The sequence below is a fragment of the Sutcliffiella rhizosphaerae genome (assembly GCF_917563925.1).
GTDB lineage: Bacteria > Bacillota > Bacilli > Bacillales > Bacillaceae_I > Sutcliffiella_A > Sutcliffiella_A rhizosphaerae.
In genome coordinates this window covers 90,533-108,849 of sequence record NZ_CAKJTJ010000010.1, presented here as the reverse complement: position 1 = coordinate 108,849, position 18,317 = coordinate 90,533, and the positions used below count along the sequence as shown (strand labels likewise).

General features: G+C 37.6%; 19 protein-coding genes. 6 read left to right on the top strand and 13 right to left on the bottom strand.

Going from position 1 to position 18,317, the window contains the following annotated elements:
- Positions 1–155 precede the first annotated feature (155 nt).
- The 5 genes from LRP81_RS11200 to LRP81_RS11180 all read right to left on the bottom strand — a co-directional run bounded on the left by LRP81_RS11200 (position 156) and on the right by LRP81_RS11180 (position 3,813).
- Entirely contained in the window at positions 156–380 is a 225-nt protein-coding gene (locus LRP81_RS11200; protein WP_230501364.1) for a DUF2198 family protein, read from the bottom strand.
- Between the two features lie 84 nt (positions 381–464).
- Complete coding sequence (locus LRP81_RS11195; RefSeq protein ID WP_230501363.1) at positions 465–1,043, bottom strand: hypothetical protein; 579 nt, start codon at positions 1,041–1,043, stop codon at positions 465–467.
- A complete protein-coding gene (locus LRP81_RS11190; RefSeq protein ID WP_230501362.1) occupies positions 1,012–1,569 on the bottom strand; it encodes a sigma-70 family RNA polymerase sigma factor in 558 nt (185 codons plus the stop codon). The genes LRP81_RS11195 and LRP81_RS11190 overlap by 32 nt, the downstream gene beginning before the upstream one ends.
- Before the next feature lie 87 nt (positions 1,570–1,656).
- A complete protein-coding gene (locus LRP81_RS11185) occupies positions 1,657–2,088 on the bottom strand; it encodes a hypothetical protein (protein ID WP_230501361.1) in 432 nt (143 codons plus the stop codon).
- Between the two features lie 150 nt (positions 2,089–2,238).
- A complete protein-coding gene (locus LRP81_RS11180) occupies positions 2,239–3,813 on the bottom strand; it encodes a peptide chain release factor 3 (protein ID WP_230501360.1) in 1,575 nt (524 codons plus the stop codon).
- Positions 3,814–4,057: 244 nt separating this feature from the next.
- On the opposite strand from LRP81_RS11180, the gene LRP81_RS11175 reads away from it, so the two are divergent.
- The gene (locus LRP81_RS11175) at positions 4,058–4,273 is read left to right on the top strand and encodes a hypothetical protein (protein WP_230501359.1); all 216 of its coding nucleotides are present in this window, start codon (positions 4,058–4,060) and stop codon (positions 4,271–4,273) included.
- A gap of 2 nt (positions 4,274–4,275) precedes the next feature.
- On the opposite strand, the gene gntK is transcribed toward LRP81_RS11175, so the two are convergent.
- The 3 genes from gntK to gnd form a co-directional block, all read right to left on the bottom strand.
- Complete coding sequence (gene gntK / locus LRP81_RS11170; protein WP_230501358.1) at positions 4,276–5,811, bottom strand: gluconokinase; 1,536 nt, start codon at positions 5,809–5,811, stop codon at positions 4,276–4,278.
- A gap of 103 nt (positions 5,812–5,914) precedes the next feature.
- Positions 5,915–7,258, bottom strand: a complete 1,344-nt coding sequence (locus LRP81_RS11165) for a GntT/GntP/DsdX family permease (protein WP_230501357.1) — start codon at positions 7,256–7,258, stop codon at positions 5,915–5,917.
- A gap of 19 nt (positions 7,259–7,277) precedes the next feature.
- Positions 7,278–8,174, bottom strand: a complete 897-nt coding sequence (gene gnd, locus LRP81_RS11160) for a phosphogluconate dehydrogenase (NAD(+)-dependent, decarboxylating) (RefSeq protein ID WP_230501356.1) — start codon at positions 8,172–8,174, stop codon at positions 7,278–7,280.
- 172 nt (positions 8,175–8,346) lie between these two features.
- Here gnd and LRP81_RS11155 point away from each other — a divergent pair, with 172 nt between their 5' ends.
- A complete protein-coding gene (locus LRP81_RS11155) occupies positions 8,347–9,204 on the top strand; it encodes a MurR/RpiR family transcriptional regulator (protein ID WP_230501355.1) in 858 nt (285 codons plus the stop codon).
- Between the two features lie 363 nt (positions 9,205–9,567).
- Here the strand turns inward: LRP81_RS11155 and LRP81_RS11150 are convergent, their stop codons facing one another.
- Complete coding sequence (locus LRP81_RS11150; protein ID WP_230501354.1) at positions 9,568–10,578, bottom strand: DUF1646 family protein; 1,011 nt, start codon at positions 10,576–10,578, stop codon at positions 9,568–9,570.
- 92 nt (positions 10,579–10,670) lie between these two features.
- Entirely contained in the window at positions 10,671–11,270 is a 600-nt protein-coding gene (locus tag LRP81_RS11145) for a DedA family protein (protein ID WP_230501353.1), read from the bottom strand.
- A gap of 267 nt (positions 11,271–11,537) precedes the next feature.
- Between LRP81_RS11145 and LRP81_RS11140 the strand changes: the two genes are divergently transcribed.
- From LRP81_RS11140 to pdxA, 4 genes are all read left to right on the top strand, one after another.
- Positions 11,538–13,199 carry a sigma-54-dependent Fis family transcriptional regulator gene (locus LRP81_RS11140; RefSeq protein ID WP_230501352.1) on the top strand — a complete coding sequence of 554 codons (1,662 nt, stop codon included), beginning with the start codon at positions 11,538–11,540 and terminating at the stop codon, positions 13,197–13,199.
- Positions 13,200–13,360: 161 nt separating this feature from the next.
- Complete coding sequence (locus tag LRP81_RS11135) at positions 13,361–14,347, top strand: 2-keto-3-deoxygluconate permease (protein ID WP_230501351.1); 987 nt, start codon at positions 13,361–13,363, stop codon at positions 14,345–14,347.
- 27 nt (positions 14,348–14,374) lie between these two features.
- On the top strand, positions 14,375–15,676 hold the full coding sequence (locus tag LRP81_RS11130) for a four-carbon acid sugar kinase family protein (RefSeq protein WP_230501350.1): 1,302 nt from the start codon (positions 14,375–14,377) through the stop codon (positions 15,674–15,676).
- Positions 15,663–16,673: a 4-hydroxythreonine-4-phosphate dehydrogenase PdxA gene (pdxA, locus tag LRP81_RS11125; protein ID WP_230501349.1), complete on the top strand. Its 1,011-nt coding sequence runs from the start codon at positions 15,663–15,665 to the stop codon at positions 16,671–16,673. The genes LRP81_RS11130 and pdxA overlap by 14 nt, the downstream gene beginning before the upstream one ends.
- 145 nt (positions 16,674–16,818) lie before the next feature.
- Here pdxA and LRP81_RS11120 read toward each other — a convergent pair whose 3' ends face one another.
- The 3 genes from LRP81_RS11120 to LRP81_RS11110 all read right to left on the bottom strand — a co-directional run bounded on the left by LRP81_RS11120 (position 16,819) and on the right by LRP81_RS11110 (position 18,221).
- Complete coding sequence (locus LRP81_RS11120) at positions 16,819–17,385, bottom strand: DUF4256 domain-containing protein (protein ID WP_230501348.1); 567 nt, start codon at positions 17,383–17,385, stop codon at positions 16,819–16,821.
- A gap of 340 nt (positions 17,386–17,725) precedes the next feature.
- A complete protein-coding gene (locus LRP81_RS11115) occupies positions 17,726–17,899 on the bottom strand; it encodes a hypothetical protein (RefSeq protein ID WP_230501347.1) in 174 nt (57 codons plus the stop codon).
- Positions 17,900–18,020: 121 nt separating this feature from the next.
- Positions 18,021–18,221, bottom strand: coding sequence for a cold-shock protein (locus LRP81_RS11110; RefSeq protein ID WP_230501346.1), 201 nt, complete (start codon positions 18,219–18,221; stop codon positions 18,021–18,023).
- Positions 18,222–18,317: the final 96 nt, after the last annotated feature.

Below are 18,317 nucleotides of genomic sequence, written 5' to 3'. Positions count from 1 at the left end.
CCGCCCGCTTCCTTCAGATTCCACGTCGCCATGGACACCCTTGCGTTAAGCTAACTGCTACTTCTGTCTTCACAGTTCGGGACTTGCACCCTATAGATTGCACCCATGCCGGGCGCACATATAAAAAGAAATGGAGCATATTTTCGCTCCATTTCTTATCTAAATTTCTTTACCATTCTTTTTGCATACCAAAAGCCAATCACCAACGACACGATATCTATTAAGATGACATACCATTCATTCCCGTGCCCCTTGTATAAGGAACCTGCTAGCAGGACTACTGCCAGACAAGTACCAACATATAAATTATATGTGACTCGTGTAAACAAAATAACAAGTAACGCGGGGAGAACTAGTGCCAATAAAAGCTTTACTAACAAAATAAAAACCTCTTTTCCATCCTTGCCGATATTCTATTATTGTTAGTATAGCAGTTTTTAGCTATTGAAAATAGAATCAATCAGTTACGGTGCAATTTCTTCTACTTTTTCTCCCCAAACTGAATGAATGAGCGTTTTTCCGGCATTATTTTTATATAGCACAGAATAACCTGCCACATGGTTATTGGAATCAATAAATACTGACACTTGCATCCCCATCATTCCCGTTTTTACCCCTTCAATATCTAATTCATCAATGCTCGTTATAAACTCATACCCTTCCTTTAGCGGGTAATCATAACGATGCAATTCATATTTAGGACCGCTATCCTTACTTGGTTCTACTTCTAGATAATCTGTTCCTAAATAACTCCACACTTCTTCCTGAGACATTCCCACATAAAGAGTATCTATTACTTCTTGTGCTGATAAAACCTCTTCTTGATTGCTCTGGTTTATCAACACATACAAACTTCCAGCTACGATGAATAACAGTAGGATGCTCAATGCCATTTTAGGATTACCCCACCATTTTTTTCTTCTTTTTGCACGTTCAATGCGTTCGAGAATTCGGTTTCGGTCAACCCCCGTAAACATTGAGTGTGGGGAGATATAATGATCCATCTCTTTTTTAAAGTGATCCTTTTCTGGATTCCTGTTCATAATCGAGCCCTCCTTTTGCTAAAATGCCCTTTATTTTTTCCCTTCCTCTTCGCAAATGTGTTTTTACCGTATTTTGTTTTAAAGAGAGAAGCTCCGATATCTCTTCAATGGAAAAATCACGATAGTAATGTAGAATGAGTACTTCCCTATATTTTAACGGTAAAGCCATCACTAATTGAGCAAGCTCTCTGTTTTCTTCAGACGCCAATGCCTTTTCCTCTGGTTGTTCTTTACTTACGAGTATTGGATTAACCAACTGCTGCACTTTATATTTGAAACTGCTTAAATAGTCCTTACATATATTAATGGCGATTCGATATATCCATGTCTTCATCGTACTTTCGCCTCGGAATAAGTGAAGATTTTTATATACTTTAACAAATACTTCTTGAGATAGATCATCTACTACAGAATAATTGCGGACATATGTGAAAATGAGGCGTTTAATCTCCTCACCATGCTGGTTCATAGCCGAAATCACAAGCTCTTCTCGTTTCTCATCCGATAAGGTGTTCCTCCTATCCATCTTGCACCCCCATTCTTTTTCTTAGTTTGACGGAAAATATAAGAAGTAGGTTTCGTTAAATAAAAAAACCACCTTAATAAAGGCGGCTTATTCTACTTCAACAGCTGTCTCTGTCACACTGCGAAGCTTTTTCTGTTTATTTGCAAGCTGGATTTTATTAACGAATGTATGTATCGTTTGTATGTCTTGATCATCTTCTGTTATTAATTCCACCAAATATGTATATTTCCTTTTCTTCGTATTCGCATGCATACCAATAATGGTAGCTTTAAAGTCAAGGTCTTGACCTGCCACTTGAAAGTTTAACCCTAGCAGCACATCACTATTTTCAGGGATTTGTACTTTAGAAATAAAACGAATTTTTTCCATACTAAGTTCTTCGAGATATATCTTGGTCCTACCTGTGGAAACTTCCTTTCCATTTACTTGTAGGATAGTCATAGTCCCAACAACAAACTGTCTGGTCTTGTATAGATGTTCTAACATCCATTTTTTATCTTCCGGTGCTTTATTTGTCACACAGTTTCCCCCTTTTATCCCCTTTGTTCTTTTTGTTTTATATCGGATGAAAAGAGGGTTTGTTTTAGATGATCTCTGCACTTTTTGTCGAACATTATTTTTTCACTTAAAAAACCCAAAACTTACCTTCATGGCAGTTTTGGGCATACTCTATTCTTCTTCCTCCATAATGTCAATCAACCCAACATCTGGATTTTTATCTTGGAACCATCTTAAGGAGAAATCACTATCAAATAGCGCGACATATTGGTCATTGCGGTCTCTCACTAAAATATTGCGAGAGTCAAATAAAGATGTATCGACTTTTTGATCTTCGAGCCAACGCGGAATTTTTGAGCCTATAATATTATAGACAACCTCGACATTGTACTCACCCTTCATACGATATTCAAAAACATCAAGTTGAAGCTGTCCTACCGCTCCTAAAATATAGGACTCTGTTCCATATTGACGGAATAGTTGAATGGCACCTTCTTGTACAAGTTGAGTAATTCCTTTTCCGAACTGTTTCCCTTTCATCACATTCTTAGCTTCGACTCGAACAAAAAGCTCTGGAGCAAACGTTGGGATTTCATCAAATTCAATGTTCTGATTTCCGTCGAACAACGAATCTCCAATTTGGTAGACACCAGGATCATAAATTCCGATAATATCCCCTGGATAAGCCTGATCGACAGTTTCACGGTCAGATGCTAGAAACTGCTGTGATTGCGTTAGCTTAATAGTCTTGCCAGTACGACTTACTGTTACAGTCATACCGCGCTCAAACACACCAGAACAAATTCGTAAGAACGCTAGTCGGTCCCTATGTGCAGGATTCATATTTGCCTGGATTTTGAAAATAAAGCCGGAGAATCCTTCTGATTTTGGTACTATTTTTTCTGTTTCCGTTTGACGTGGTTGAGGTTCACTAGCTAAATCTAAAAACGTACGGAAAAACATTTCCACACCAAAATTAGAAATAGCACTTCCGAAAAACACTGGGGTTTGCAAGCCATTTTTCACCTTGTCGATGTCAAAATCGTTACCAGCCTCTTCTAAAAGTTCAAAATCCTCTTTAGCCTGAATAAAGGTTGGATGTGTAGAAATTTCTTCCACATCATCCAGTTCATTAAATGGAATGCGTTCTTCTTCATCTTTTCCTTGATAACGAATAAACACCTCATTGTAGCGATCATACACACCTAAGAAGCGTTTACCCATCCCGACTGGCCAGTTCATTGCATAGGATTCGATTCCTAGCACTTCTTCTATCTCTTCAAGAAGCGCAAGTGGTTCTTTTCCTTCACGATCAAGCTTATTGATGAACGTAAAAATAGGAATACCACGCATACGACAAACCTTGAAAAGCTTGATCGTCTGAGGTTCAACCCCTTTTGTACAGTCAATAATCATCACGGCACTGTCTACCGCTGTCAATGTCCTGTACGTATCTTCACTGAAGTCTTCATGTCCTGGAGTATCCAGAATGTTGATATGTTTATCCATGTACTCAAAGCTCATCACACTGGAAGTTACAGATATTCCACGTTTTTTCTCAATTTCCATCCAATCCGATGTCGCAAATTTCCCTGACTTTTTACCTTTCACTGTACCCGCTGAACGAATCACATTTCCGAAAAGTAAAAGCTTCTCCGTCAACGTCGTTTTACCAGCATCCGGATGCGAAATAATCGCAAATGTTCTTCTGCGGTCAATTTCTTTATTTAAAAGTTCTTGTTTCACGTATACGTACCTGCCTCTCAAAAATTACACAATAGTGTTATTATAACAGAAACTAACGGATGAAAAATATAGGGAATAGGTGAATTTCTATTTCCAACTTCCTCAATTTCAATTATACTCTTGTTAATGGTAAAAATTGTAGTTAAGACAAATGCTTACTTTATTTTGATATGCATTTTTCTTGCACAAAGTACATTTTATTTACTACTAGTTACCATGTAACAATACGTTAGGAGTGATGAAGATGGCAAAAAGCAAAGCAAAAAAAATGCGCGAAAAACAAATTCGAGAAGGTAAACGTAATCCAGAGTATGGGAGGGGAACTTATTCGTTGGCTGATATGCGAACACGCACAACAAAGACGAAGCAGGAAAAATGGAATCAAGTATATAGAAAAGAACGACAATCTCGGTATGGTAGTGATAGTGAGAATGTCGTTCTTTTTTATTTGGCATTGTAATACTATTTTACTTCTTTTTGAAACTCAACGACTGCATCAAATTCCTGCTCATACAATCGGCTTAAGCGAATAAATAGTGGTGTCAATTTTTTGTATACATCCACTTCTTTTTTATCAGGGACATATCCATTTGTTGTACCTACCATATCATTCATCACATCAAAGGAATCAATTTCACCAAGTGCATACATACCTAGGACTGCTGCACCTAAACAAGAACTTTCCACACTTTCGGGTATGCTTACTTCTTGGTTAAAAATATTGGCAAGCATTTGGCACCAAACTTCCGAACGAGCAAAACCACCAGTTGCATGGATTTTTTCCGGGATGCCAATAATTTCTTCCAACGCTAGTAAAACCGTATAGAGATTTAAGTTAATGCCTTCCAGTACTGCCCTCATCATATGCTCTCGCTTATGGTGAATACCAAGCCCATAGAAGGATCCGCGAGCATTTCCGTTCCATAACGGTGCACGCTCACCAGTTAAATAAGGATGGAAAAGTACACCTTCCGCACCCGGCTTGACTTGTGCAATTTTCTGTGTCATGACACCATAAGGATCCACACCGAGTTTAGCCGCTTCTTCCACTTCCCTTTGGCAAAATTCATCCCGTAGCCACCGCATGATCATTCCGCCATTATTGACAGGACCACCGATAACCCAATGATTTTCTGTCAAAGCATAACAAAACGTTCTCCCCTTTGGATCTGTTACAGGACGATCAGCAACTGTACGAATTGCACCACTAGTTCCTATCGTTAAGGCCACCACCCCTGGCTGCACCGCATTGACTCCAAGATTGGAAAGAACCCCGTCATTTGCACCAATGACAAATTTCGTATCAGTAGTCAGTCCAAGTTTTTCTGCCCATTCTGGTAGTAATCCGCTCATCACCTCTGTTGTAGGAACTAATCGGGAAAACTTGTCTACCGTTACCTCTGCTACTGCTAGTGCACTTTCATCCCAGTCAAGCTTTTCTAGGTTAAGCATTCCTGTTGCAGAGGCAATGGAATGATCCACGACATATTCTCCAAAAAACTGATGAAACACAAACTCTTTAATAGAGATGAATTTATTTGTAGCATGAAAAATTTCTGGATGTTCATGACGCAGCCAAACCAATTTCACAAGCGGAGACATAGGATGGATTGGTGTCCCCGTTTTTCGATAGATCTCATATCCATTCCATTCATTCTTTATTTTTTTCGCCCATTTCTCACTGCGCTGATCTGCCCATGTGATACTTTTCGTTAACGGGCGTCCGTCTTGATCCACTGCAATGACACTATGCATTGCAGCACTAAAGCTTATATGAGAAAGCTCCTCTAAGTCTATTCCACCGAGTGTCACAGCCTCACGAATAGAAATCGTCACAGCTTCCAGTATTTCATTTGGATCCTGTTCAGCCGCTCCCATCTCAGGTGTGTATAACGGATATTCGACAGCATGCTGACTTTTTACCTTTCCATCTTTCGTGAAAAGTACCGCTTTAGTACTTGTTGTACCTATATCAACGCCGAGCATATAAGTTTTCATGATGAGATTCTCTCCTTCTCTTCTAATCATATAAAGCCTCAAAAATGAACGTGCTAAACAGATATCGGGCCAAGGAAACGGTTTCCTTGACCCAATGTAGCTTTTAGCTTATGAAAAAACCAATGGTCAATGCAATAGCAAACCCAACTAATCCAATAATGGTTTCCATTACTGTCCAAGATTTCAGTGTATCTTTTACATTCAACCCGAAGTACCTGTTCACAAGCCAGAAGCCTGAATCATTCACATGAGAAAGTACAGTTGCTCCAGATGCAATGGCAATAACGATTAATCCCAGAACGGGACCTTCAAGACCGAGAATGCTAATAAGTGGTGTTATTAACCCTGCCGCCGTAACCATTGCCACAGTTGCAGAACCTTGCGCAACACGGACAGCAGTTGCAATTAAGAACGCTAGCGCGATTGGAGGTAGTGCTGAACCTGCCATCATTTCACCAAGCACATCCCCTACACCTGAATCTATTAATACTTGCTTAAATACTCCACCGGCACCAGTTACAAGAATAATAATTCCGGCTGGCTCAAGTGCTTTAGTTGCAATATCTTGCACTTCTTGTCTCGTGTACCCACGCTTTGTACCTAAGAAATAGAAGGTTAATAGAGTTGCTAATGTTAACGCAACGAATGGATGCCCAATAAAGGTCGTAATTTGACGTACGATATGCTCTTGTTCGTATATAACAGTTGAAAACGTATTCACTAGAATCAAAACTAATGGAATTAAAATGATAGTAGCAATTAATTTAAAACTTGGAAGATCCTTATCATATTCTTTATCTTCAACGTCCATATAAGAAGGAACCATTACATGAATTCTCTTCCCAATATATTTACCGAAAATCGGACCTGCAATAATCATTGCTGGGATACCAGCGATCACACCAAATAGGATTACCCACCCTAAATCAGCACCTATTAATTCTGCAACAGCCATTGGTCCGGGAGTTGGCGGAAGGAAGCTATGTGCAACAGCAAGTCCTGCTAGTAATGGTATACCGTAGTGTAATAGAGATTTACCTGTCTTTTTAGCTAAACCATAAAGAATTGGTACTAAGATAATAAAACCAACATCAAAGAAAACGGGAATTGCGACGATGAATCCTGTAATACCTAGTGCCCATTGTGACTTCTCTTCACCAAACTTCTTCATAAGGGTTTGCGAAAGTCTTTCTGCTCCACCAGATACTTCAAGCATCTTACCGAACATAGCACCAAGTCCCACTACGACTGCAACGAAACCTAAAGTGCCTCCCATCCCGCTCTGGACGGAAGCTGTTACTTCATTTAGTGGCATCCCTGAGGCAATACCTACTAGTAAACTTACAAGCAAAAGTGCAACAAAGGCATGCAGCTTTGTACGAATAACTAAAAACAGTAGCACAAACACAGCAGCTGCTGCGATTAAAATTAACATAGATCCAGACATTATGTCTTCCTCCTAAAAATTAGTTTTTCTCTACGGCATGTCCGCCGAATTCGTTCCGCAATGCTGCTACCACTTTACCCGAAAACGTATCTGGCTCTAAAGAGCGATATCTCATCATTAATGACAGTGCAATAACTGGAGCTGCTGCTTGGAGATCTAAGGCCGTCTCTACCGTCCATTTTCCTTCTCCTGAGGAATGCATGACTCCTTTAATTCCTTCTAATCTAGCATCCTTACTAAAGGCATTTTCCGTAAGTTCCATTAACCAAGAACGAACGACCGACCCATTATTCCATACCCTAGCAACCTTTTCATAGTCAAAATCAAAGTCGCTTTTCTCCAAAATATCAAAGCCTTCCGCAATTGCTTGCATCATGCCATACTCAACGCCATTATGCACCATTTTCAAGAAGTGGCCACTACCAGATTTACCAGCATATAAATAGCCATTTTCGACGCAAATATCTTGGAATAACCCCTCGACATGCTTGAAGGCTTCTTCGTTACCGCCAATCATGGTGCAAGCTCCGTTTCGTGCACCTTCCATGCCACCGCTCGTGCCGACATCCAAATAATGAACCCCTTTTGCAGCAAGCATATCCGCTCTTTTCAATGTATCTTTATAGTTGGAGTTGCCACCGTCAATGACAATATCTCCTTCCGTAACTAAACCACTTATCTCTGATAATACGTTTTCGGTAATATCGCCAGCAGGTACCATCATCCACACAACTTTAGGGGATTCCAGTTTTGCTAATGCCTCTTCAATAGTAAAAGCGGCGATTGCACCAGCTTGTTCACTTTTGATAACGTTTTCACGATCAACATCAAATGCGACCACCTCATGCTTGTTCTCTATCAGATTTAATGTTAAATTGTAACCCATCTTGCCTAACCCAATCATTGCAAGTTTCATAATGTGAAACTCCTTTCTATGTAAAAAATCTCTTCGAGGAAAAATATTTTTTATCTTTTACTTATTATGAAAAAAAATTCCTCGAAATGCAAGCGTTATCAAAAAATAGTTTCTTTTTTTTTTATTTCTATTTATGATAGATAATAGATTACGAGTTTTGGAGGGTCGCACCATGAACAGTCAAGAAACGCAATACTGTATGATGCGCATACGTTCTCGTTACCCAAAGTTTAGGGGAAAAGAGCTTGTCATCGCGGACTACATTCTCCATAATCCTCAAAAAATTGTCCACAGTACGATTAACCAAATCGCAGATGATCTTGGAGTAGCGGATTCTACCGTTTTTCGATTCTGCCAACGAATCGGCTTCAAAGGCTATCAGGCAATGAAAATTGCATTAGCGGCTGAAATTGTGGAACCAATTCACGATATCCATGAAAACATTATGGAAGAGGATAGCGAAAAAACAATCGCAGAAAAAGTATTCCGCTCTAATATTAAAACATTAGAGGATACGCTGAAGATTATTGATGAGGAACAATTCAAAAAGGTAATTGACACTATACTTGGCGCCCGAAAGGTAGAGTTATTTGGCAGCGGGGGCTCAAATGTAATTGCCATGGATGCCTATCATAAACTTATTCGAACGGGAATTTCGGTAAGCGCTTTATCTGATACTCATATGCAATTGATGTCTGCCAGTCAATTGACGAAAGAAGATGTCGCTATCATCATCTCCCACACAGGAGCTTCCAAAGACATGATGCACATTTTAGAAGTCGTCAAGGAAAACGGAGTACAAACAATCGGAATCACTAACTTTGCAAAATCCCCACTTAGTCAAGGTGTGGATACACCATTATATACTGTGTCAGAAGAAACAGATTATCGATCAGAAGCACTTGCCTCAAGGATTGCTCAGCTAGCAATGATCGATGCCATCTATGTAAACGTACTAATGGCAAAAAAAGATGCAGGAAAACAAGCCCTGCAAAAAGTTCGTGCCGCTATATCTGTAAAAAGAATATAAGGAGCAGGGGATTTCCTCCGCTCCTATTGCGCTCAAATAGAAATTAAGTGCCCGGAAATTAGAAAAATGAGAAATATAGGCACTCATTTGGGGATTAAGTACCCGCATTATTGCAAAATAGAAAATGCGGGCACTCATTTGGGGATTAAGTACCCGCATTATTATAAAATCAATATATCGGGCACTCAAATGGAGTACCAGTTCCAGGATAATTGCAAAGTCATCCACTCTTCACTACTGCTTTTTGTCTTCATCTTGCTTATGATGACATTTTCTTCGATACTCACAACCGTTTTTTGTCTTCATCCAACTTATGATGGCATTTTCTTTGCTACTCACTACTGCTTTTTGTCTTTATCCTGCCTATAAGACAATAAAATAGTAAAGCACCATTACACACAAACCTATGGGCACACCGTATTTTGCCCAATCTTTACTGGTGATACCCAGCTTGCCAGCTGCAATAATATTGGGAATATTACCTGGAACCAGCATCCCCCCACTAATCATAAGACCAAGTAGGATAACTCGGATGACCGATTCACTTAAGTCTGGGTTAATTTCAGCCGCTGCTAATGTGGCATTATCCAGTATCGCTGAAGACATATTCAACCAGTACAACAATGAAGGATCCAATCCTAAGAAGTATGCTGATATAAATGGTTCAAAACCTGCACCTAAAAATGTCAGGCCCATAACAAAAAAATATATTTTTAATCCCCTAATAAAGATGTCCTCATAGTTTTCTTCCTGATTATGCTCTCCCCCACGCTCTTTTTCCCCTCCGGGGGATTTTATTATAATGGCTGCTAGAAAGCTGAACAACAAAAGAGCTAAAAGTATTTCTACCCCTATTAAACGCAACAAGTAAAAGAAATCACCATTCAACTTACTGATCGTTACGATGGAAAGTGGTTCACCAATCGGAGTCAATGCAGCTCCTAATCCAATAGAAAAGCAAGAAAGGATAACTAGTAAAAGTTTATCCTTTTTAGCAAGCCCGAGTTCAATTACGATAAAAACCAACATTAATGCAGCGATAATGGCTGTGATGACACTGGAGATTAAACCAAGCAACAGCACAACCATAAAAATGAACAGTTTAAATGGAATTCTATCTTTAATAAAATGAATCATATCACTCAATGGCTCTTGCAGCCATTTGAACAAGATACCAGCGATAATAACTGCTATTGAAATAAAGATAGGATCTGTTGCTGCAATAAAAAACAGCATTTCACTATATACCCCACTTACCATGCATGCCACAATTCCCATTACTAACAGAAAAACTTCGATATTTTCCTCTACCTTTTTTATAAGCAAAGGACCGAGTAACACCAAAATAAAAATGATTGATAATCCAATTTCCATCGTTATCTACACTCCCGCTATCTTCTTTTTTGTTATTTAGATAACGGTTAATATATATGCAAGAGTTGGACAATCATTCCTTTTTAACCTCTCTATCTTTTTCTTAGTTTAGATCGGTATTTCCATAAAAAGAAAAAGGTTAATACTACTAAAATGACAATCCCAATTGGCTTTAAATATACTGCTATGAGTGAGGCAGCGTCCGTCCAATGCGGCCCCAATGTATAACCTATATACACATATATTGCAGTAATAGGGACCATTGCTAGGAATGTGTACAATGAAAAAACCCAAACATTCATTTTAGCTATTCCACAAGGTACAGAGATTACTGTTCTAACGCCTGGAATAAACCTTCCTAGAAAAGCAATAATCGGACCGTATTTATCAAAGAATTTTTCCGAGGCAACCAAATCTTTTTCCCGAATAAATAAGTACTTTCCAAACTTTTCAACTAACGGACGACCTCCGAATCTTCCAAGAGCATATAGTGTTAGCGGGCCAGTTACCCCACCAATACTCCCCGCACTTATTGCTAAAATCAAATTTAAATCCCCTTGATACACCCAATATCCTACTAAAGGTAATACTAGTTCAGCAGGTATAAATTCGAAGGTTAGTGCTAAGACAACCCCGAAATAGGATAGACTTTTAAATGCATGAAGAATAGTTAATATAAACTCCTCGAACAAATGGTTTCCCTCCACTACATAAGCTTTAAATAATTCTAGTGATTCTTCTTCCTATCGAATATCATACTATATTAGAACACTTTTATTTATGAGAAATTGATTAAAAATACGTTACTGCACCTAATTAAATATCTTTAAAGTATACCAGCACCATTTTATTCTTCACTAGGAAGTTAAATTGTATGAAATAGTCCTTAAACTACCTTTTTTTCTTTTATTATGTTTCAATATTTATAACAACTAATTAATTTTAGGAGCAGGTTAACTATGTTACGCATTCATATTATTGCACCATATTCTGCGATGGTATCGGTTTTAAACGACTGCATCCCACTTTTTCCAAATTATGAAATTACGTACTCTGTAGGTGATTTACAAAAAGGTGCCGATATAGCTATAGCTAAAGAGCAGGAAGGTATTGACTTATTCATAAGTCGAGGTGGGACAGCGAAACTAATAAAAGGCGTTGTGTCGGTGCCTGTTATTGATATCCATCTTTCAGGATATGATTTAACAAGGTCCCTCACGTTAGCTAGTAGGATTAACGAAAAAACCGCTGTAGTTGGTTTCCAAAACATAACCACTGGAGCAAGCGCCATTATTCAACTCCTACATTTGCCAATAAACGTGTACACCATCCACTCAGCAGATGAAGTTGCGGGTTTATTAATTAATCTAAAAAATAAAGGGTATGACCACATTTTAGGTGATGTAATCACTATAAACACATCGCACAAATTAGGACTAAAAGGGATGCTGCTTCAATCTGGTAAAGAATCGGTAATACGCGCTATAGAAGAAGCCATCTATTTATTAAATACGCTATCCAAACGATCAAATGTTGAAATGATAATAAAAAAATTATTTTTAGATGAATATAGAAACATCATGATTTTTGATGAAGAAAATTCACTCATTTATAAGCATTTAAAGGATTTTAAAGAACCACTCAAGGATAGTGAATGGGGCTTGTTACATACAAGTTTATCTGTCCAACCTACCGTTGAAAAGCACTACGTGAAAAATTCGGATGGGATACAAGTTAAGGGAAAAATTATTGATAAGACGTTTAAAATTTATACCTTAAATAAACATACCGTCACTTTTGACGGCCAAGGATTAAGAATAATTAAAGATGTTGCGAAAGAGCCTGTTGCAAGTTCTTCTAAACAATTGTCTAATCGATTGAACGTATTAAAAACTTTGTTTGACCAAAAAGAGCCCATTCTCTTAACAGGTGATAAAGGAACAGGGAAATATTTTTTAGCCACTCAATTACATTTTGATCACTCTAGTAATGGACTTCTTATTGAAGTGGATGCAAATAAATTTGATTATACCAACATGAATCAATTAATAACATTAAATCCAAGTACAATCCTTTTAGTAAATTTTAATAGGGATACTAATATGAAGTTATTAAAGAAATGTATCCAAATTTGTAACGAACATGGAATCAATTTCATTGCTATTAGTAATGTTTTTTGGGAAGAATCCGATTTACATAACATAAAATTAAATCATGTTCATTTACCTTCCTTATCTGATCGAAAAGAAGATATTGTAGATTTGGTTAACTATTTTTTAGCTGATTTTCACCAGAAATTTGGAACAAAACCAGTTGCCATTTCAAAAGAAGCTTTACATTACCTTCAAGACCTTTACTATGACCACAATATTCATTCATTGAAGCAATTACTTCAAAAGGCAACGTTGGATGAAAAAGATTATGTACTTCAAAAAGAAACCATTTTAGCAGTGACAAATGAAAATAAACTCGCTATTAATTTTCCAATTAGTGGTACGTTAAAAGAGATTGAAAAAGCAATTATTGAACAAGTATTAAAAGAAGAAAAAGACAATCAAACCCAAGCTGCAAAGCGTCTTGGGATAAATAGGGCTACTTTATGGAGAAAGCTTAAAGAGTAAATCTTTAAGCTTTTTTCGTGGAATTGATTGTTGCATTTTGAAACACTTTTAATAGTTTTTAAGTATTTTAATTTTATAGTGTTGCATTATGTTACTTCGTATTTTATAATGCAAGTAAGCTTTGATAGTGAAAGCGCTTTATAAAAAGGGAGGCATTTTAGATGAAAATTAAGGCAACGTTAGATCGTATACCTGGTGGAATGATGGTTGTACCTTTACTATTAGCAGCAACCATCAATACATTTTTTCCAAACGCATTAAGAATCGGTGGCTTTACTGAAGCACTATTTGTAAATAGTGCTAGCGCATTAATCGCACTATTTTTATTAATAGCTGGTACACAAATTACGTTTAAAACAGCAGGTACTTCTGTTAAAAAGGGTGTAACTTTACTAACTTTTAAATGGGGAATTGGAGCTGGTATTGGATTAATTGCATTATTACTAGCAGACTCCAATGGATTATTTTTAGGTCTAGCACCTTTAGCAATCATTGCAGCAATGACAAATTCTAATGGTGGGTTGTATATAGCATTAGCTGGTCAATACGGGAAAGAAGATGACAAAGCAGCTTACCCATTTCTAGCCCTAAGTGATGGACCATTTTTAACAATGGTTGCACTAGCTATTTTTGGGACAATGGGATTCACACAAGGTATGTTTACGATTACTGACTTTGTAGCTGTTTTACTACCATTGTTGGTTGGTATTGCTATCGGTAACTTAGATAAAGACATGGGAGATTTCTTGTATAAAGGAAGCGACAAGCTAGTTCCATTCTTTGCATTTGCATTAGGTATGGGAATTAACTTTAAATCCATTATCCAAGGTGGAATAAGTGGTATACTATTAGGCGTTCTAACTGTACTTCTTACAGGTGGAATTGGTTACTTTATCTTTAAATGGCTTCGCTGGAATCCTATTGTTGGTACAGCTGAAGGTTCAACCGCCGGGAATGCAGTAGGAACACCGATGGCAATTGCCGCAGCAAATGCTTCCTTCATGCCTATGGCTGAGATTGCAACAGTTCAAGTAGCAGCAAGTGTAGTGACAACTGCGATATTACTACCAATTTTTATCGGCTTTTTAGCTAAACGATTAGAGAAAAAACATGGCAAACCGGTAAAAGAGATTAATGCAACTATGTAGTGGTTTGTTAACTAAAGGAGAGGAATTATGAAATTAGCAATTATTGCAGATGATTTAACAGGAGCAAACGATAGTGGCGTCCAGTTAGCAAAATACGGACTAAAAACCTCCGTGTTCTTTAAAGAAGATGAAAAGCATATCATCGGCAAGGATGCAGCTGTTTTTGATACAGATAGTCGTGCAATGGAAAAAGGAGAGGCAGCAGACCTTGTCGCAAATGTTACCAAATTCCTTCTTGACCAAGGCGTAGAATATATTTACAAAAAGATCGACTCTACAATGCGCGGAAATGTTGGGTCAGAATTATTAGGTTTTCAAAAAGAACTTAAACAAGATTTTATTTTTATCGTTCCAGGTTATCCTAATAATGGTCGAAAAGTAATTGACGGCTACCATTATTTGAATGACCGAAAATTATCAGAAACAGAAATCGCCAATGATCCGGTTACACCGGTGCTGGAATCCTATTTACCAAAATTATTAGGCGATCAAATGGGACAAAAAGTAGGCTTAATTACATTAGCTGAGCTTCGCAATACAGAATTGTTTCAAAACAAGCTAATCCAATTTAAAGAAAATAATGTCGCATTTATTGTGATTGATTCTGAGTTAGACTCAGATTTAGAATTGCTACTCGAAAAAATTAAGAATGTGGCATACAAAGTCGGATTAGTCGGTTCAGCTGGCTTAGCAAATTATTTGCCGAGCCATTTTGGTTTAGAAGCTTCTAGCATTAATTTTACAATTGAAAATAAAAACAAGCCTATTTTGACTGTAGTAGGAAGCGTTAATGTTCAATCCAGAAAGCAGTTAAAGATACTATTGCAAAATAAAGATATAAGCTCTATAAAAGTGGATTCCTTTAAAGCCGTTTCAGATATGGAGTCTAGAGATTCAGAAATAGACAGAGTCTATTCTGAAGTAAGAAAACTAGCAGAAGAAGGAAAAGATGTTGTCATTTATTCTGCAGGTGAACCTGAGGACATTCAATACGCTCGTCAAATTGGTGGCACAAACGGCTTTAACTATACGGAAACGAGCAAAGAAATTGTGAAGATGATTGGCGAAGTATCTTCTAGACTACTTCAGGAAGAACTCTTCCAGGGCGTCGTGATGACCGGAGGAGACACCGCTAAAAAAATCTGTGAACAATGGAATGTTACAGGCTTCCAATTATACGATGAACTAGAAGTAGGCGTACCAATTTCCTCATTCATTGGTGTAGATGGACTCTATGCCATTACAAAAGCTGGCGGATTTGGACAAGAAAACGTCTTACTAGATTCCATTGAGAAATTAAAGGGAGAACTTAGCTATGAAAAAGAATGACCAAAAACCAGTAATAGGAATTACAATGGGTGATGCAGCAGGTATTGGACCAGAAATTATCGTAAAAGCCTTAAATCATCGTGAAGTATACGACCATTGTAACCCCATCGTTATAGGCGATGCCAAAATACTAAAAAAAGCGCTAGAAATTACGAATACACATCACCAGTTACGTGTCATTAGTGACCCAGCTGAAGCAACATTTGACTTTGGTACTATTGACGTTTTAGATATGGATCTACTACCAGAAGATACACCATTCGGGAAAGTATCTGGAATAGTCGGAGACGCTGCTTATCAATATTTAGCAAAATCTGTTGAATTGGCTAAAGCAAAGAAAATAAACTCTATTTGTACAGCACCTTTAAACAAAGAAGCTCTTCATCTAGGGGGGCACCTGTATCCTGGGCACACAGAGATACTGGCTACTTTAACAGACACAGAAGATTTCTCTATGATGCTAACTACTCCAAACTTACGAGTCATTCATTTAACGACTCATGTTGGACTAATTAAAGCAATTGAAAGCATTAACCCTGAAAGAACTTATAAAGTAGTAAAACTAGCACACGAAACATTAGTAAATGCTGGTTTGAAATCTCCTAAAATTGCAGTATGTGGAATTAACCCTCATGCAGGTGAGAATGGATTATTCGGAAACGGAGAAGAAGAGGAAAAATTACTGCCTGGCATTGAGCGAGCTCAATCAGAAGGTATTAACGTTGAAGGTCCATATCCTGCCGACACACTTTTCTTTAGAGCCGGCAGAGGCGATTTTGATATCGTTGTAGCATGCTATCATGATCAAGGACATGCACCAGTAAAAGTTATGGGAATTGAAGAAGGCGTAAATATTACGGTCGGATTAAAAGGTGGCATTATCCGTACATCCGTCGACCATGGAACAGCCTTTGATATTGCAGGAAAAAACATTGCAGATGAAAAAAGCATGATTGTCGCGATTAAATCTGCCAGTGATTTAGCACCAATTTGGTAATAAAAATGCGCAAGGCGGTGAAAAGGTAGGGCTTCACTTTCTTCATCGGCGTTGGCAATGCTCTAAACTATAACTTTATTACCTCTTCTAAATTTATGACAAAAGGTGTCCGGAAGATTTCGGACACCTTTTGTTGATTTAACTTTTACACTCTTAGCATGCCCCGAAAACCTCTGGCAGCATAGTAGGATTCAGCACCGTTGTGATACACAAATACTTGGCCATATCGGTAATCACAAAAAAGTGCTCCACCTAATTTTCTGATATCATCAGGGGTTTGCACCCAGCTCGACGTCTTATCAAAGCTTTCAAGCTTCTGTAGCATCCGGTACTGTTCCTCTGTCAACAGCTCTATTCCCATAAAAGTCGCCATATCAAAAGCATTATTTTCAGGCTTATGTTTCTTTCTTGACTCTAGTGCTTCCCGGTCATAGCAATAACTCCTACGCCCTTTAGGACTTTCCGCTGCACAATCACTAAATAGGTATTCATCCTTCTCTTTGTCATATCCAATAACATCTGGTTCACCACCGGTATTTTCCATTTCATTAAGCGACCATAGTTTCTCCATATTAGCATTTAACTTTGCTTGCACATTAGTCCATTCTATATCTTTATGGCGATACCTATGTTTCTCAAAACGCGTTTTTAATACTTTAAGTAATTCTTCACCTTGTTCAAAAGACAATTCCTTTTTAATACTAACTGTCATATTATATACTCCTTTTTCATTCTCATTATAGTTTATGAAAAAAATGCAGTATTCTTTGTACTTCTCACCAATAATTATACTTTAAAGTATACTAATATTTTAATTAAAAACTATCTTCCTCTTAATTTCGCCATTTGTCAGAAATGCCATGATGTGATAGCCAAAAATGTCAATTCACTAAAGATGATAGGATTTATAAAAAAACACCATCCTTTCTCGTAAACTTCTTACGATAAGCATAGTGTTTTTACATTAATGGAGGTATTATTTTTTAATTAGCTTGATGGGTATGGGACAGGGTCCCCCATTAAATGATTCGTAGCAATGTATAAACATCCAGTTATTTCTTATGTTTTACTAATTCTTCTTCAAAGAAAAAAGTATTAGGATATTTATTGACAACATAAGAGTATCTTTTCATATTTTTCACATAATGACTTTTTGAAATTATTACTAATTCATTAGATTTTCTGATATTTACTATTTCCCCAACACGAAACATTTCCAAGCTCATAGTCCTCATCCCCTCTAGTATCAAACATGATAAAACTTATTTTTTGATGTTTATTTGTTTCCTCTAACCTAAAGAGATAATTAAAGTAAAAAGACTCCAAGATGGAGTCTTTTCACTTTGGTTATGCTTTATTAACGTTAGCAGCTTGTAGGCCGCGTTGGCCGTTTTCGATATCAAACGTTACTTTTTGACCTTCTTCTAACGATTTAAAGCCTTCGCTTTGAATAGCACTGAAGTGTACGAATACATCGTCTCCGCCTTCTCGCTCGATGAATCCGAATCCTTTTTCTGCATTGAACCATTTTACTGTACCTTGTTCCATATTATCGTCTCCTATTGTGGGATGTCCCACACTTGTATTACTACCCTTGTTCAAACATTCTATCTTAAGAAAAAATTTCTATTGAAGAGATTTCTC

What these genes read in the sequence shown, in the direction of transcription:
- LRP81_RS11195 (WP_230501363.1), bottom strand. Translation starts at nt 1,043, where the DNA reads ATGAACAGGAATCCAGAAAAGGATCACTTTAAAAAAGAGATGGATCAT.
- LRP81_RS11190 (WP_230501362.1), bottom strand. Translation starts at nt 1,569, where the DNA reads ATGGATAGGAGGAACACCTTATCGGATGAGAAACGAGAAGAGCTTGTG.
- LRP81_RS11175 (WP_230501359.1), top strand. Translation starts at nt 4,058, where the DNA reads ATGGCAAAAAGCAAAGCAAAAAAAATGCGCGAAAAACAAATTCGAGAA.
- gntK (WP_230501358.1), bottom strand. Translation starts at nt 5,811, where the DNA reads ATGAAAACTTATATGCTCGGCGTTGATATAGGTACAACAAGTACTAAA.
- LRP81_RS11165 (WP_230501357.1), bottom strand. Translation starts at nt 7,258, where the DNA reads ATGTCTGGATCTATGTTAATTTTAATCGCAGCAGCTGCTGTGTTTGTG.
- gnd (WP_230501356.1), bottom strand. Translation starts at nt 8,174, where the DNA reads ATGAAACTTGCAATGATTGGGTTAGGCAAGATGGGTTACAATTTAACA.
- LRP81_RS11155 (WP_230501355.1), top strand. Translation starts at nt 8,347, where the DNA reads ATGAACAGTCAAGAAACGCAATACTGTATGATGCGCATACGTTCTCGT.
- LRP81_RS11150 (WP_230501354.1), bottom strand. Translation starts at nt 10,578, where the DNA reads ATGGAAATTGGATTATCAATCATTTTTATTTTGGTGTTACTCGGTCCT.
- LRP81_RS11140 (WP_230501352.1), top strand. Translation starts at nt 11,538, where the DNA reads ATGTTACGCATTCATATTATTGCACCATATTCTGCGATGGTATCGGTT.
- LRP81_RS11135 (WP_230501351.1), top strand. Translation starts at nt 13,361, where the DNA reads ATGAAAATTAAGGCAACGTTAGATCGTATACCTGGTGGAATGATGGTT.
- LRP81_RS11130 (WP_230501350.1), top strand. Translation starts at nt 14,375, where the DNA reads ATGAAATTAGCAATTATTGCAGATGATTTAACAGGAGCAAACGATAGT.
- pdxA (WP_230501349.1), top strand. Translation starts at nt 15,663, where the DNA reads ATGAAAAAGAATGACCAAAAACCAGTAATAGGAATTACAATGGGTGAT.
- LRP81_RS11120 (WP_230501348.1), bottom strand. Translation starts at nt 17,385, where the DNA reads ATGACAGTTAGTATTAAAAAGGAATTGTCTTTTGAACAAGGTGAAGAA.
- LRP81_RS11115 (WP_230501347.1), bottom strand. Translation starts at nt 17,899, where the DNA reads ATGAGCTTGGAAATGTTTCGTGTTGGGGAAATAGTAAATATCAGAAAA.
- LRP81_RS11110 (WP_230501346.1), bottom strand. Translation starts at nt 18,221, where the DNA reads ATGGAACAAGGTACAGTAAAATGGTTCAATGCAGAAAAAGGATTCGGA.